The 13,057-nt window shown below is 63.4% G+C and carries 12 protein-coding genes; 6 read left to right on the top strand and 6 right to left on the bottom strand.

The annotated features are described in order from the left end of the window. The first annotated feature begins 10 nt into the window (after positions 1–10). Positions 11–1,423, top strand: coding sequence for a M20/M25/M40 family metallo-hydrolase (locus VK804_RS11350; RefSeq protein ID WP_325370903.1), 1,413 nt, complete (start codon positions 11–13; stop codon positions 1,421–1,423). Between the two features lie 222 nt (positions 1,424–1,645). Here VK804_RS11350 and VK804_RS11345 read toward each other — a convergent pair whose 3' ends face one another. Both VK804_RS11345 and VK804_RS11340 read right to left on the bottom strand, forming a co-directional pair. Then, the gene (locus VK804_RS11345; protein ID WP_325370902.1) at positions 1,646–2,425 is read right to left on the bottom strand and encodes a class II aldolase/adducin family protein; all 780 of its coding nucleotides are present in this window, start codon (positions 2,423–2,425) and stop codon (positions 1,646–1,648) included. A 94-nt stretch (positions 2,426–2,519) separates the two neighbouring features. After that, positions 2,520–4,169 carry a glycosyltransferase family 39 protein gene (locus tag VK804_RS11340; RefSeq protein WP_325370901.1) on the bottom strand — a complete coding sequence of 550 codons (1,650 nt, stop codon included), beginning with the start codon at positions 4,167–4,169 and terminating at the stop codon, positions 2,520–2,522. Positions 4,170–4,473: 304 nt separating this feature from the next. Between VK804_RS11340 and VK804_RS11335 the strand changes: the two genes are divergently transcribed. Next, on the top strand, positions 4,474–5,337 hold the full coding sequence (locus VK804_RS11335; RefSeq protein WP_325370900.1) for a DUF308 domain-containing protein: 864 nt from the start codon (positions 4,474–4,476) through the stop codon (positions 5,335–5,337). Between the two features lie 158 nt (positions 5,338–5,495). Then, entirely contained in the window at positions 5,496–5,909 is a 414-nt protein-coding gene (locus tag VK804_RS11330; RefSeq protein ID WP_325370899.1) for a MucR family transcriptional regulator, read from the top strand. A gap of 96 nt (positions 5,910–6,005) precedes the next feature. On the opposite strand, the gene VK804_RS11325 is transcribed toward VK804_RS11330, so the two are convergent. After that, entirely contained in the window at positions 6,006–6,434 is a 429-nt protein-coding gene (locus tag VK804_RS11325; protein ID WP_325370898.1) for a SufE family protein, read from the bottom strand. 98 nt (positions 6,435–6,532) lie between these two features. Further along, entirely contained in the window at positions 6,533–6,949 is a 417-nt protein-coding gene (locus tag VK804_RS11320) for a DUF5330 domain-containing protein (protein ID WP_325370897.1), read from the bottom strand. Positions 6,950–7,369: 420 nt separating this feature from the next. Between VK804_RS11320 and VK804_RS11315 the strand changes: the two genes are divergently transcribed. From VK804_RS11315 to VK804_RS11305, 3 genes are all read left to right on the top strand, one after another. After that, the gene (locus tag VK804_RS11315) at positions 7,370–9,229 is read left to right on the top strand and encodes a PAS domain-containing sensor histidine kinase (RefSeq protein ID WP_325370896.1); all 1,860 of its coding nucleotides are present in this window, start codon (positions 7,370–7,372) and stop codon (positions 9,227–9,229) included. After that, a complete protein-coding gene (locus VK804_RS11310; protein WP_325370895.1) occupies positions 9,222–9,923 on the top strand; it encodes a peptidoglycan-binding domain-containing protein in 702 nt (233 codons plus the stop codon). Before VK804_RS11315 ends, VK804_RS11310 begins: the two co-directional genes overlap by 8 nt. Positions 9,924–10,084: 161 nt before the next feature. Next, complete coding sequence (locus VK804_RS11305) at positions 10,085–10,573, top strand: DUF2059 domain-containing protein (RefSeq protein ID WP_325370894.1); 489 nt, start codon at positions 10,085–10,087, stop codon at positions 10,571–10,573. Between the two features lie 64 nt (positions 10,574–10,637). Here VK804_RS11305 and VK804_RS11300 read toward each other — a convergent pair whose 3' ends face one another. Then, the gene (locus VK804_RS11300; protein WP_325370893.1) at positions 10,638–11,888 is read right to left on the bottom strand and encodes an OpgC domain-containing protein; all 1,251 of its coding nucleotides are present in this window, start codon (positions 11,886–11,888) and stop codon (positions 10,638–10,640) included. Between the two features lie 243 nt (positions 11,889–12,131). Continuing rightward, on the bottom strand, positions 12,132–13,025 hold the full coding sequence (locus VK804_RS11295; RefSeq protein ID WP_325370892.1) for an alpha/beta hydrolase: 894 nt from the start codon (positions 13,023–13,025) through the stop codon (positions 12,132–12,134). Positions 13,026–13,057 lie beyond the last annotated feature (32 nt).

Below are 13,057 nucleotides of genomic sequence, written 5' to 3'. Positions count from 1 at the left end.
AAGCCCCGACATGTCCAGCGCGCCGCAATTGCAACCGGTCCTCGACCGCATCGATGCCGATTTCGACAACAGCCTGGAGCGGCTGTTCGCGCTATTGCGGATCAAGTCGATCTCGGCCGACCCAGCGTTCGCCGGCGATTGCAAGACGGCCGCCGATCATCTGGCCAAGGACATCGCGACGCTCGGTTTTGCGACCGAGGTCAGGCCGACCGCCGGTCATCCCGCCATCGTCGCCAAAAGCAACGGCGGAGGAAATGGCAAGTCACGGCCGCATGTGCTGTTCTACGGGCATTACGACGTGCAGCCGGTCGACCCGCTCAATCTCTGGCATCGGCCGCCGTTCGAGCCTGAAGTCACGACGCATGCCGACGGACGCAAGATCATCGTCGCGCGCGGCGCCGAGGACGACAAGGGCCAGGTGATGACCTTCGTCGAAGCCTGCCGCGCCTGGAAATCCGTCACCGGTTCGCTGCCGATCGACATCACCATCATCATCGAGGGCGAGGAAGAAATCGGCTCGAAGAATTTCGTGCCGTTCCTCGAGCAGAACAAGGACGAACTGAAAGCCGATTTCGCCCTGGTCTGCGATACCAGCATGTGGGATCCCAATACGCCCGCGATCACCACCTCGCTGCGCGGGCTGGTCTATGAGGAGGTCAGGATCAAGGCCGCCAACCGCGACCTGCACTCCGGCGTGTTCGGCGGCGGGGCGCAAAATCCGATCCGTGTGCTGACCCGTATCCTCGGCGGCCTGTTCGACGACAACGGCCACATCACCATTCTCGGCTTCTACGACGGCGTGAAGGATTTGCCGCCGGATATCCTGGCGCAGTGGAAGAAACTGAACCTGACGCCGGAATCCTTCCTGAAGCCGATCGGGCTCTCGATTCCCGCCGGCGAAAAGGACCGCCTGTTGATCGAACAGATCTCCTCGCGCCCGACCTGCGACGTCAACGGCATCATCGGCGGCTATACCGGCGAAGGCTCCAAGACCGTGATCCCGGCGGAGGCTTCCGCGAAAGTCTCGTTCCGGCTGGTGGAAGGACAGGAACCCCTCAAGATCCGAAAGGCGTTTCGCGACTACGTCACCGCACGGCTACCCGGAGATTGCCGCGCGGAGTTCGGCGACCATTCCAGCGCGCCGGCGATCGCGCTCGACTGGAAGATGAAGCCGCTCGCAGCCGCCAGCCGCGCGCTGACGGAGGAGTGGGGCAAGGAAACGGTGCTGATGGGTTCGGGCGCCTCGATCCCGATCGTCGCCGATTTCAAGCGCACGCTCGGCCTCGATACCGTGCTGGTCGGCTTCGGGCTCGACGACGACAACATCCATTCGCCGAACGAAAAATACGACCTCAAGAGCTTCCACAAGGGCATCCGTTCATGGGCGCGGATACTTGGCGCGTTCGCGGACGAGGCGCGGTAACCTCTCCGATGTTTCGTAGGGTGGGCAAAGGCGCCCTTGGCGCGGTGCCCACCATCGCTCTCGAAATCGGTACGCCATCGGTCGCGCGTGCGCGCGACTCGTTGGCTCTGCCCATCCTACGCTTCCCTACAAATGAAAAACGCCGCCCGGAATTGGGCGGCGTTTTGATTTCCGGAAGTGCAGAGGTTGTTAGATGCTATTCTACACCGAAATCCGAAAATTTCAACTCCGGTAGCTCGCGTCGATCCGATCGAGCTTGCGCAGCAGCGGCGGCCACACCAGCGTGGTCGAGCGCAATTCCGCGCGCTCCGGATTGTTGAACAGGGTTTCGTTCTTGTCGACCACCGCCTTCTCGATCGGATAGGCCGTCGGACCCAGCATGCGGGTGCGCACCTGCATCGTGCAGGCGCGCTCCAGGTGGTACATGCGTTCGAAGGCGGAGGCGACCGAGCGGCCGACGGTCAGCGTGCCGTGATTGCGCAGCAGCATGTGGTTCTTGTCGCCGAGGTCCTGTTGCAGGCGCGGGCGCTCGTCGTGATCGAGCGCGACACCCTCATAGTCGTGATAGGCGAGATCGTGGGTGACGAAATGCGCGGTCTGGTTCATCGGCAGCAGGCCCTCCATGCAGCTCGCCACCGCGGTGCCGTCGGGCGTGTGCAGATGGAGCACGCAGCCGGCATCCTCACGCACTTCGTGGATCGCGGAATGGATGGTGAAGCCGGCCGGGTTGATGCGGTATTCGCTCTCGGTGAGCTGGTTGCCGTCGAGGTCGACCTTCACCAGGCTGGAGGCGGTGATTTCGTCGAACATCTGCCCGTACGGGTTGATCAGGAAATGATGCTCCGGCCCGGGCACCCGCGCGGAGATGTGGGTATCGACCAGGTCGTCCCAGCCATAGAGCGCGACCAGGCGGTAGCAGGCGGCCAGATTGATCCGCTGGGTCCATTCGGCCTCGGTCATTTCCGCCGGCACTTCCATCAGGCGCGCTTCGGCTGGCGACATGGGTGATTCTCCCGTTTTGAATGGTTGAGCGAACTTAGTCCTGCGGCAGGCTTGCAGCAAGGCGCGGAACCGTTGTGGCAGGCATGCCTCGCGCCTACGGCGCCGGGATCGCCAGCAGGCTGGAAATGCTGCGGCCGCGGATATCGTAGACGCGGGCGAACACCACGTCGTCGCGCTTGATTTCCACCAGCACGGGGGCGGTGAGGCCCTTGCAATAGAACTCGCCCAGCGTCATCGCAAAGTCGGCGGCGTGGCTGTCCCAGCCGATCGTGAAGTCGGGACCGAGCGCCACCTGCGCCGGGCGCTGCGGGCCGCATACCGCGACCTTCCATTTGCGCCCGTGGGGCGCCACTTCCTGCCGTTCGTCGAGTTCCTGGCGCAGGCCGTCGGAAGCCTGCTTGAACGCCAGGCCCCAGTAATCCAGCATGAAGCGGTCGTCGGCTTCGCGCACCGTGCCGGCGATGTGGTTGAAGTGGGTGTATTGATAGGGATGCAGGCGGATCATTTCGCCGAGCGGCAACAAAAGGCCGAACACGAAAATCGCAATTACCGCGGGTTGCCAGCTGCGGCGATGCTCGCCGAGCCGGTTCAATCCCCACGCGAATGCCGTGCCGGCCAGCACGGTCATCGGCGGGATCACGAAGATGAAATGCCGGATGCCGTTGTAGAGCGCCGGGCGCTTCACCATCGCGATCAGGAGCGGCAGCGCGGCGGCGAGCATCAGCATCAACAGGATGGTCTTGCGCCGGGCCGACACGTCGCCGCGCGGCAGCACCACCAACGCGCCGGCGATGCCGGCAATCGAAAGCCCGAGCAGCACTTCGGGAAGCTGCAGCGCGAACAGCGTCGGCAGGTACGACCAGGGCATGTCGGGCACCGACACCAGCGCGCCGTCGAACATTTCCTTCCACGGCTTCTCGAAGAAGTGCGAGAAATAGGTCAGCGCTTGGAACGGATTGTCCGGCTCCATGATCGACCACGGCCAGATCAGCCCCATCACCAGGTAGCCGAAGATCAGGCCGGGCGTCAGCACGTAGAGCACATGCAGGAAGCGCCTTATCGCTTCACGCGCGCCGAGGCTGCGGAATTCCTCCACGAACAGCGGCACGAAGCCGATCAGCGCATAGACCAGCGCGAGACCGCCGAGAATCCGCGAACCGATCGAGAGGCCGGCGCCGAGGCCGACGATCAGGATGGTCCGCGGCGAGGGCTGTGGATATTCCTCGGCGAGCCGGACCAGGCCGAGCATCAGCACCACCATCGCTACCGCGAACGGAGCATCCTTCGGATTCATGAACATGTGCCCGTAATAGGTCGGGCACAGCACGAGCAGCAGCAGCGCGGCGAGGCCGGCAAGCGGACCGCCGACGCGACGGCCGAGCCGCCACGTCATCGCAAGGCCGATCACGCCGACGATGGCGCCGAGCAGCCGGCGGGTCTCGAACAATTCGAGCGGGATGACCTTGTGCAACAGCGCGGCCGCCATGTCGAAGCCGCCGCCATACATGTAGAGATTGGCGAACGACAGCGCGCCGGTGTCCCTGAAACCGGAGCCGTACATGCGCAGCAGGAGGTCGGCATATTCGGCGTGGGTGTAGTCGTCCCAGCCAAGTCCGTAATCGCGGAACGTCAGGCCCGCGATCAAGGCAACCGCGGCCAGCACCAGGATGGCGAGGTCGTCACAAGTCCGCTCCAGCGAGCGCCGCGACGGCGTGTCGATGGCGGAAGTCGTAATGGATGACATGCTGTCGGTAACCCGGTGTCCCCTTGGCCCAAATGCGGCGCTTTTGAGCCTCGTTCCCCGGCATCCGTATAGCGCAGTTCCTGCCCCCCAGTAATTGGCAATTGTGACGTAATTTCCGCTGCTGCGGCGCAGCAAAGGTTTACGATAAAATCCTTCATCGGCTCATGCGCGGGCTCGATCGGTTCCCGATTGTAGTCCTTTTCGGGAACCGGCTCCGCAATTGCCCGTTGGCGATGCGGACAATATGACGGTATCGTGGCATAGGCGGCCCGCGCCCATTTCGCGCGGCCGGGGGGTAGGTTCGATGGTGGTTGTGTTGTTGGTCGGCGGGATCGTCTTTGTGCTGGCGGGTGCGCTGGCGGTTCTGTTTGGCCTGCCGGTCAAGGAATTCAGTTTCGGCAATACGCTGCTCCTGATCGGTGCAATTTTTGCTAGCACCGGGGCCATCATGTTCGCCCTTTGGATCGTCGTCCGGGAGCTGAAGAAAATCGCCGGGCAACTCGGCCTTCAGCCGGCGGAATCGCGCGCCGCCGCGGCGGCAGCGCCGCCCAATCTCGGTGCGGCGCTCGGCGATCAGGCGCCGGAAGACGGCGGTTTCCTGTTCAGCCGAGACCAGCCTTCGGCCGACCAGGCCGGCCACGCCGTTTCAGCGCCATGGCAGGACGAGACAGTCTCGCGCGGCCGCGGCGAGGCGCCGCCCGCACCGGAGCCGGTCGAGCCGGCGGCAAAGCCGCGGCGCAATCTGTTGTTTTCCTCCTCGTCGCGCAAGGAGCGCGAGCGCCTCGAGGCGAGGGCGACCGAGCAGCCCGCCGTCGCCGCTCCGCCTCCCGCCGGACCGGCCGAGGCGCCGCCGCCGCCCGCGACCTTCGAGGACGCCTGGCCGAAATCGGAGCGCGCCAGGAGCGCCGAGATCCCGCCGCCACGCCGTATTGGCCGCGCGCCATCGACATTTACCGAACCGGGAGCTGCAGCTCCCGTGGCAGAGCGCCAACCGCCGACGGCGCGCAGCGACGTTCAGCCGCAGGTCACCGTGCTCAAATCAGGCGTCGTCGATGGCATGGCTTATTCGCTGTACTCCGACGGCTCGATCGAGGCCCAGATGCCGGAAGGCATGATGCGGTTTGCCTCCATCGACGAACTGCGCGCGCACCTCGATCACCGTCCCTGAACGCGCTGTACTTCAGGTGGCGAGGGCAGCGGAAAATAAAGCGGCCTCGTTCTTGCCACTTCGCGAGTAATCCGGTCATATTCGGCAAGTAGTGCAAGTCGCCGCAAGCGTATTGGCGAGGCGGGATACTGTGCGATGATCTCTAGAGGATTCGAGCCATGACCGACAGCGCCGGCAAGAGTTTCATCGACCTGACCGCCAATATCGTGTCGGCCTATCTCAGCAACAATCCGACGCCGGCTTCCGAAATCCCGAACCTGATCAGCCAGATTCACGGCGCCCTGCTGCGGGTTTCGACCGGCCGGGTGGAGACCACCGCCGAACCCGCCAAGCCGGCAGTGTCGGTGAAGAAATCGATGACGCCGGACTATCTGGTATGCCTGGAGGACGGCAAGCGCTTCAAATCGCTGAAGCGCCACCTGCGCACCCAATACAACATGACGCCGGAACAATACCGCGACAAATGGGGTCTGCCGGCCGACTATCCGATGGTGGCGCCCAACTACGCCGTGGCGCGTTCGGCGCTGGCGAAGAAAATGGGGCTCGGCCAGCAACGGCGCCGGCGGAAATAGCGCATGATCCGGAAAAGCGGACACTGGTTTTCCCTCGCGACAAACGCGGAACGCGTTTGCGCGGAGATCATGCTCAATCAAAAATAGAGCCGGCTCTCAGTTGGCGGCGGCGAGCGCCTCGCGCGCGTCGGCGCGAATCCGTTCGACCATCGAGCGCAGGCCGTTGGAGCGCTGCGGCGTCAGGTGCTCGCGAAATCCGAACTCGTCGAACACCGAAATCGCATCGGTGGCCAGGATCTGCTGCGGCGTGTGGCCGGAATACAGCGTCAGCAGGATCGCGATCAGGCCGCGCACGATATGGGCGTCGCTGTCGCCGAGATAGTTGAGCGTGGGCTCGCCGGCATGGCCGCGGTCGATCTTCCTGGAGAGCCAGACCTGGCTCGCGCAACCTTGCACCTTGTTGGCCTGCGAATGCTCGGCTTCCGGCATCGGAGCAAGCGTGCGGCCGAGTTCGATGACGTACCGGTAGCGGTCGTCCCAATCCTCCAGCAGCGCAAAATTATCCCTGATTTCGTCGATCGTCATCGTGTCCCGCGCTCAATCCGAGGAGCCATATATAGGATGGCGCGAGGTCGAAAGCGATATGCCGGATGAAATTGAGACAGTTCCGGCCGGGTTTTGCGCTAGGGCGCGGGACGCCACTCGACCATCAGATCATCCGGCGTCAGCGTGTCGCGCGGCGCGACGTCCGGTGACGAAGCATCGGCCTGCTCCATGCCGCCGATCGAGCCGGTATGCTCGGGCGCGCGCTTGTCGGCATGGTCGGAACGCTTGTCGGTCTTGTCGGTGATGATCTGGTAGAGCTTTCGCGCGCCTTCCTGGGCGCGGTGCCCGATCACGGTCGCGGCCTGGCCGCCGACGTCGCATGCCGCCGGCTGGCGCTTGCAGAACTGGCTCATGTCGGAGACCGCCGCGGTCGCGGCCGACACCGCCTCCGACGCGTTCAGCTGCGGCTGCTTTTCCGATTCAGGCGTCTTCTCCCTGGGCAACAGCACGAGCACCAGCCCGAGCCAGAATGCCATGCGAAGCAGAAAAAACATCTCGCGGTCCCGGTCGTCTCTTGTCGTTCCGTCGCGGCGATATCGCCATCGTCCTGACTAACAGCCGTCGATAAATCGCAAGTGTTTGCATTGAGGTTAAATGATCGAAAATTTGCGATAAATCCGACTGATTGGATTCGGTGTAAATTTTCGATTGATGGCGGCTTTTTCGCAAAATGACGGGCCAAAACGGCCATCCACCATTTCGAAACCATACCGGCTGCGTGCCGGAAACCCGGCATTCACCATCTGCATCGAATGAGCGGCCGCATGCAGCGCGAAACCCCCGCGAACATACGGTCTTCGGCGACCGACGGATACGCCTTAGCGTTCGCTTAATTTCGCTCTGACACGTTGGCGCAACGATAAAGGGGGCGTTCCGGCGCGTTTGTCCAACGACGTAGCCGAAGCGCGAGTACCGTGACTGTTTTGAACATCATCCGCGACTGTCTCGATGCGCTGCTGCATCCGTCGGCACGCTACGACGCGCTGACGCGCGCCCGGCATCGCGCTTTCATGGCGCCGCGGCTGCTCGGAAGCCTGGCGGCGTTTGCGGCATTTCCGGCGTATCTTGCGATGCGCGGCGCACCGACCGCGCTCGAGGTCGCGGCCTTCGCCTGGCTGATCGCTCCCATTCTGTTGTCCTGGTTCCTGTCGCGCACCGGCCGTTACGAAGGAGCGCACGTGCTGTCGTCGCTTGCGCTGGCGGGGCTCGTCATGACGCTTTCCGTCGTCACCGGCGGCATCGAATCCTGTGCCGCGGTCTGGCTGGTGGTGGTTCCGCTGGAGGCCGCGCTTTCGGCATCGCGCCGCGTGGTCGCGTTCGCATCCGCCTTGGCGTTGTCCTGCGCCGCGCTGCTGATCGTATCGGGGCATTTTGGCCTGTTGCCGCCGGTTGATCCGAATCCGCCGTTGCGCGGCGTCTTCATGGCGTTCGCCGTGGCGTCGGCGACGCTCTATGCCGGGGGTCTTGCCTTTGCCGCGGAGTCGCTGGCGCGTACCAGCGTCGCTCTTCTCAATGTCGAGGAGGACCGCTACCGCCTGCTGGCGCGCAACATGAGCGACGTGATCTCGCGCCATCGCCGCAACGGCGCGGTGCAGTTCATCTCGCCGGCGGTGGAGGCGATGCTGGGAACGCAGGTGGCGCGGCTATTGGGCCACGGCCTGTTCGAGCGCGTCCACGTCGCCGATCGGCCGGCCTATCTCACCGCGCTTTCGGACGCAGGGCGCGGCGGCGAGGCGCGCAGCGTCGAATTCCGCTTGCGGCGCGAGCCCTCGCGCGGCGAGCGCGGCCAGCATCAGGTGGATTTCATCTGGGTCGAGATGCGGTGCCGGCCGCTCGAACCGGCCTCGCAGCCGGCCACCGGGTCGGAGGCCGAGGTGGTTGCCGTGATGCGCGACGTCACCGACCGCAAGCTCCAGGAGCAGGCGCTTGATCTGGCGCGCACCGCCGCCGAGCAGGCCGATGCCGCGAAAACCCGTTTCCTCGCGACCATGAGCCACGAATTGCGCACGCCGCTCAACGCCATCATCGGCTTTTCCGAGATGATCGTGCAGGAAGATGCACTGATGCTGGATGCGGCGCGCCGCAGAGAATATGCCCAGCTGATCAACGATTCCGGCCAGCATCTATTATCGGTGGTCAATGGCATCCTCGACATGTCCAAGATGGAATCCGGCAATTTCGAGATCTCGCCGGAGCCGTTCGCGCCGCGGGCCGCCCTGATCAATTGCTGCTGCCTGCTGGCGCTGAAGGCGCGCGAAAGCGGCATCGATCTGGTCACCCGGACGCCTGAGGATCTGCCCGACATGACCGGCGATCCCCGTGCGTTCAAGCAGGTCGCGCTGAACCTGGTGTCCAATGCGATCAAGTTCACCGAACGCGGCGGGCAGGTGACGGTATCTGCAGCCGTCGAGGGAGCGCGGCTGGTGCTTCGCGTCACCGATACCGGCGTCGGCATCGCCGCCGACGATCTCAAGCGGATCGGCGATCCCTTCTTCCAGGCCGGCAAGACCTATCAGCGCCGGCATGAAGGCACCGGACTCGGCCTGTCGATCGTCAAAAGCCTGGTCGGCCTGCATGGCGGCGAGTTGACCGTGCAAAGCAAGATCGACGAGGGTACCACCGTGACGGTGGCGTTGCCGCTGGCCTTCACGCCGCCGGCAAAGCAGCCATCGAGCAATATCGCAACGCTGGCGCCGGCGTCGCGGCCCGCACCTCAAGACGAAGCTCAGGACCAAGCCCAGAACCAAGCCTCACAGGTGAAGAAAAGTGCCTAGAAAAGTCATACGAGATGACGATATGCCGCGCCGCCGCGGCGCGCGCGCGGCCGCGATCGAAGCGGAGACCGAGCGCGGCCTGATGCTGCGCATTCTGCTTCACAGCCCCAAGGATCTGTTTGCCGGCGTGCTGGCGTTTGCCGCCGTCAGCGCCATCATCGCCAACGCGTTGTTCCTGCAGACCGGGCACCATCCGGCGCCGATGTTCGGCTCGGTTGTCGCGCTGCCGGTAGCGGAATTGCCGTCAGCCAGTCCCCTGCCGCGCCCGCGTCCGGCCGAAGCCGACACGGCTGTTGCAGAAACCAGGTCTGTCCTGGACCCCAGGCCCGTCATTGAACCCAAGCTGGAGCCAAAACCTGCCGATCCGAAACCAGCCGATCCGCTGACCAGTCTCGTCAAGGCGACCGCGGCTGCGCCGGTGGCGCCCTCCAACGCGTTGCGGCCGCCGGCGTCGATCCCGCTTGCCCCCCGCGCCGAGGCGTCAGTCAGTCCGGCCGTGCGCCGCGTGGCGGCGGTGCAGCGCGCACTCACCGAATATGGCTATGGCCAGTTGAAGCCGACCGGCACCCTCGGTCCCGACACCCAGGCGGCGATTGCGAAATTCGAGCGCGAGCGCAAGCTGCCGGTGACGGGACAAATCTCCGATCGTCTGGTGCGCGAGCTCACCGCGGCGACCGGCCATCCGATCGACTAGCTTTTTGATTGAGCAACACCTTTCGGAAAACCGGCGTCCACTTTTCCCGATCATGCTCCCGGACGTCGTGGCCGCCTTTCGCATTGCGGTGCGATCCGGAAGAGTCCTTTGGGAAAGGCGATTTTCGAGTATCATCCCATGGTCTCTCACCGGAGAAACCCATGTTCAGACGACTTTCGATCATCGCCAGCATCATATTGTTTTCAATTTGCACGGCATCGGCTCAAGCCCCGTCGCCCGAGGCCATGACCGCGGCGCGCAGCCTGGTGGCTACCATGAAGCTGCCCGAGCACTACAAGGCGCTGCTGCCGGCCATCCTGCTCGGCCTCAGGCGCACGCTTACCCAAGACCGGCCCGAGATCGAAAGCGATTACGATAGCATGCAGCCCATGGTCGAGGCTGCGTTTGCGCCATACTATGCGGCGATGCTCAATGACGTCGCCACCGTCTATGCCAAAAATTATACGGTCGACGAGATGCGGGAAATGGAGGCGTTCCTTCAGCGGCCGGTCGGGCAAAAGTATCTCGAAACAGCGGCAGCCGTCACGCAGCAGACCAATCAGGTGACCCAGAATGCGAGCCGCAAGGCGGCCGACGATCTGCGCGCGCGTCTCACCGAGGCGCTGCGCCAGAAGGGGCACAAATTGTGAGGGTGCGACGCGCGGTAGCCTTGCTGACTACTGCGCGACCCCGAGCCGACCGGCGCGCTGCGCCTTAAGATGCGGTCACCCCGGCTTCTGCCGGAGCTTCCTGGAATGCCGGCGCCGGATCAATCTTTCGCGGGTTCGCAGCCGTCGCTGTGTCGAACTCGCCCGTATCGACGAACAGGGTCGGGACCCTCTCGGCACGATCCAGAATCCATGCAAGCCCAATCATGATCGCGATGCCGCCGACACTGACGAGCAGTTGCATCCAGAGCGCGCGCGCACCGCCCGCGGCGTGCTGCACCAGGATCCAATGCGCGCCAAAGGACAGGAATACGCCGAAGCAAAATAGCGGCAGCGAATGCTGACCGCACAGCACCATCGGGCGCAGCCATTTGGAGGAGAGTATCTCGGCCTTGCGCGGAAAATACCGCGAGACCACCAGCGCCAGCGCCAGGAAGTGCGTGAAACGCAGCATATCGAGGTCGGTCTTGTCGATCGGATAGATCGCCTTGATCATCCATTTCGGCACCATGGCATCCAGGACTGGGACGTGCCAGGTCATCACGATCAGGAACGCGAAGGCCAACCACGCCACGGCCACGATCAGCGCCAGGCGCGACTGGATGATGGCCTGCAACTGGTTGATGCCGCCGACACCACACCACGCCGCGAACACGAACATCATTTGCCAGGCAAACGGATTGAAGTACCAGTGCGTCCCCGGCGGATAGGAGGCGAGATTCCAGTCGAAGATGCGTGCGCCGATGTACAGCAGCACGGAGGCAACCAGGGTCCAGTTCGGGCGGCGCAGCAGGCACCATAGGATCAGCGGGCAAGCGGCTACCAGCGATATGTAGAGCGGCAGCACGTCGAGATCGACCGGCTTGTAACGCAAGGTCAGCGCCTGCCCGATCAGGACGTCCGGGTGCTGCAGGAAATTGTGGACGTTGAATTCATCCTCATACATCGGGTTGTCGAATTTCCTGACCGTGCGCGCGATCTGCGCGGTGAACAGCAGGAACAGCATGATGTGGGCGACGTACATCTGCCAGACCCGGGTCCACAGCCGCTTCAGCGCGGCGAGGAAGTTTCCGGCGCGGATGATCGGACCGTAGATGTAGCCGGCGAGGTAACCGGAAATGAACACGAAGAACTCGGCGGCATCGCTGAAGCCGTAATTGCGCAGCGTCAGCCAGGAAACGAAGTCGTCCGGAATGTGATCGAGGAAGATCATCCACAGCCCGATGCCGCGGAACAGATCAAGCCGGAGGTCACGTTCGACGGCAGCCGAGACAGCTAATTTGTCCTGATTGGCCATTATGCCCCATCCATCTTGTTCATAGTCCGGGCTACGCCGGGAAATACTCGCGGAAATCCGGCGACGCCAGATGATCGATGCATTCAAGTTTTACTGTCGATGATCTCGTCAGCCAAAAACAAGCCCCAAGCCGATTGACGAGGATCAATTGATACAAGCTGGAACACCGGCGTCAATGTCCGCTGGGGCCGATTCGCTCCGGAAACGCCATTTCCGTCAGACATTGTGGAATTCTCTCGGGGGTCATGCCGACGTGAAAAAATCCCGCAATTCGCGATAGGTTTCGTCGGGACATTCTTCCTGCAGGTAGTGTCCGGACGGCACCGTCGCCGTGCGCTCGATCTGTGTCGCGTATTGCGACCAGATCGCAGCGGCGTCGTGGTTGCGTCCGACGCCGCCGTTTGCGCCCCACAGGATCATCGCCGGACAGGTGACCTTTCGTCCGGCCTTGAAGTCCGCGCCGTCCATCTCCAGGTCGACGCCGAAGGTGGCCCGGTAATCTTCGCACATGCCGTAGACGGTCTCCGGATTCCTGATGCACCTGAGATATTCGGCGAGCGCGCGGGGATCGAAGAAGCTGGTTCCTTGCGCGGTCTTGGAAAGCTTGCGGCGCAAAAAGAACTCTGGATCGGCGCTGATCATGGTCTCGGGCGTGGGATTGGGCTGCACCATGAAGAACCAGTGCCAGGAGAACATGCCCCAGCTCCTGGTGACGTTGTTGAGCAAATGATGCTGCGGAAGCATGTCCACGAACGCCGCCTTGGCGACGGCATCCGGATGATCGAGGCACAGGCGGTGCAGCACCCGCGCGCCGCGATCGTGTCCGCCGGCATGGAATTTTTCAAAGCCGAGGTGACGCATGACCTCGATTTGATCCAGTGCCATGGCGCGGAATGAGTAGGCCGAATGATCGGGACCGCCTTCAGGCTTGGAACTGTCCCCGTAGCCACGCAGGTCGGGAAGAACGACGGTATATTCTTCCGCCAGCCGCGGCGCGACCTTGTGCCAGCAAACATGCGTGAAGGGATTGCCGTGCATCAGAAGCAGCGGCGGGCCTTTTCCGCCATGGCTCAGCGCAATCTCCGCGCCGCTCGTCTTGATGCGGTCCTGCCTGAAACCTGGAAGCAATTCGCTCATTCGTCTCATCCCCGTGGTGTTCGCCAAGCCGT

This window comes from Bradyrhizobium sp. (assembly GCF_035484855.1).
Lineage (GTDB): Bacteria > Pseudomonadota > Alphaproteobacteria > Rhizobiales > Xanthobacteraceae > Bradyrhizobium.
This window is presented reverse-complemented; position numbering and strand designations above follow the sequence as displayed.

What these genes read in the sequence shown, in the direction of transcription:
- VK804_RS11350 (WP_325370903.1), top strand. Translation starts at nt 11, where the DNA reads ATGTCCAGCGCGCCGCAATTGCAACCGGTCCTCGACCGCATCGATGCC.
- VK804_RS11345 (WP_325370902.1), bottom strand. Translation starts at nt 2,425, where the DNA reads ATGTCGCCAGCCGAAGCGCGCCTGATGGAAGTGCCGGCGGAAATGACC.
- VK804_RS11340 (WP_325370901.1), bottom strand. Translation starts at nt 4,169, where the DNA reads ATGTCATCCATTACGACTTCCGCCATCGACACGCCGTCGCGGCGCTCG.
- VK804_RS11335 (WP_325370900.1), top strand. Translation starts at nt 4,474, where the DNA reads ATGGTGGTTGTGTTGTTGGTCGGCGGGATCGTCTTTGTGCTGGCGGGT.
- VK804_RS11330 (WP_325370899.1), top strand. Translation starts at nt 5,496, where the DNA reads ATGACCGACAGCGCCGGCAAGAGTTTCATCGACCTGACCGCCAATATC.
- VK804_RS11325 (WP_325370898.1), bottom strand. Translation starts at nt 6,434, where the DNA reads ATGACGATCGACGAAATCAGGGATAATTTTGCGCTGCTGGAGGATTGG.
- VK804_RS11320 (WP_325370897.1), bottom strand. Translation starts at nt 6,949, where the DNA reads ATGTTTTTTCTGCTTCGCATGGCATTCTGGCTCGGGCTGGTGCTCGTG.
- VK804_RS11305 (WP_325370894.1), top strand. Translation starts at nt 10,085, where the DNA reads ATGTTCAGACGACTTTCGATCATCGCCAGCATCATATTGTTTTCAATT.
- VK804_RS11300 (WP_325370893.1), bottom strand. Translation starts at nt 11,888, where the DNA reads ATGGCCAATCAGGACAAATTAGCTGTCTCGGCTGCCGTCGAACGTGAC.
- VK804_RS11295 (WP_325370892.1), bottom strand. Translation starts at nt 13,025, where the DNA reads ATGAGCGAATTGCTTCCAGGTTTCAGGCAGGACCGCATCAAGACGAGC.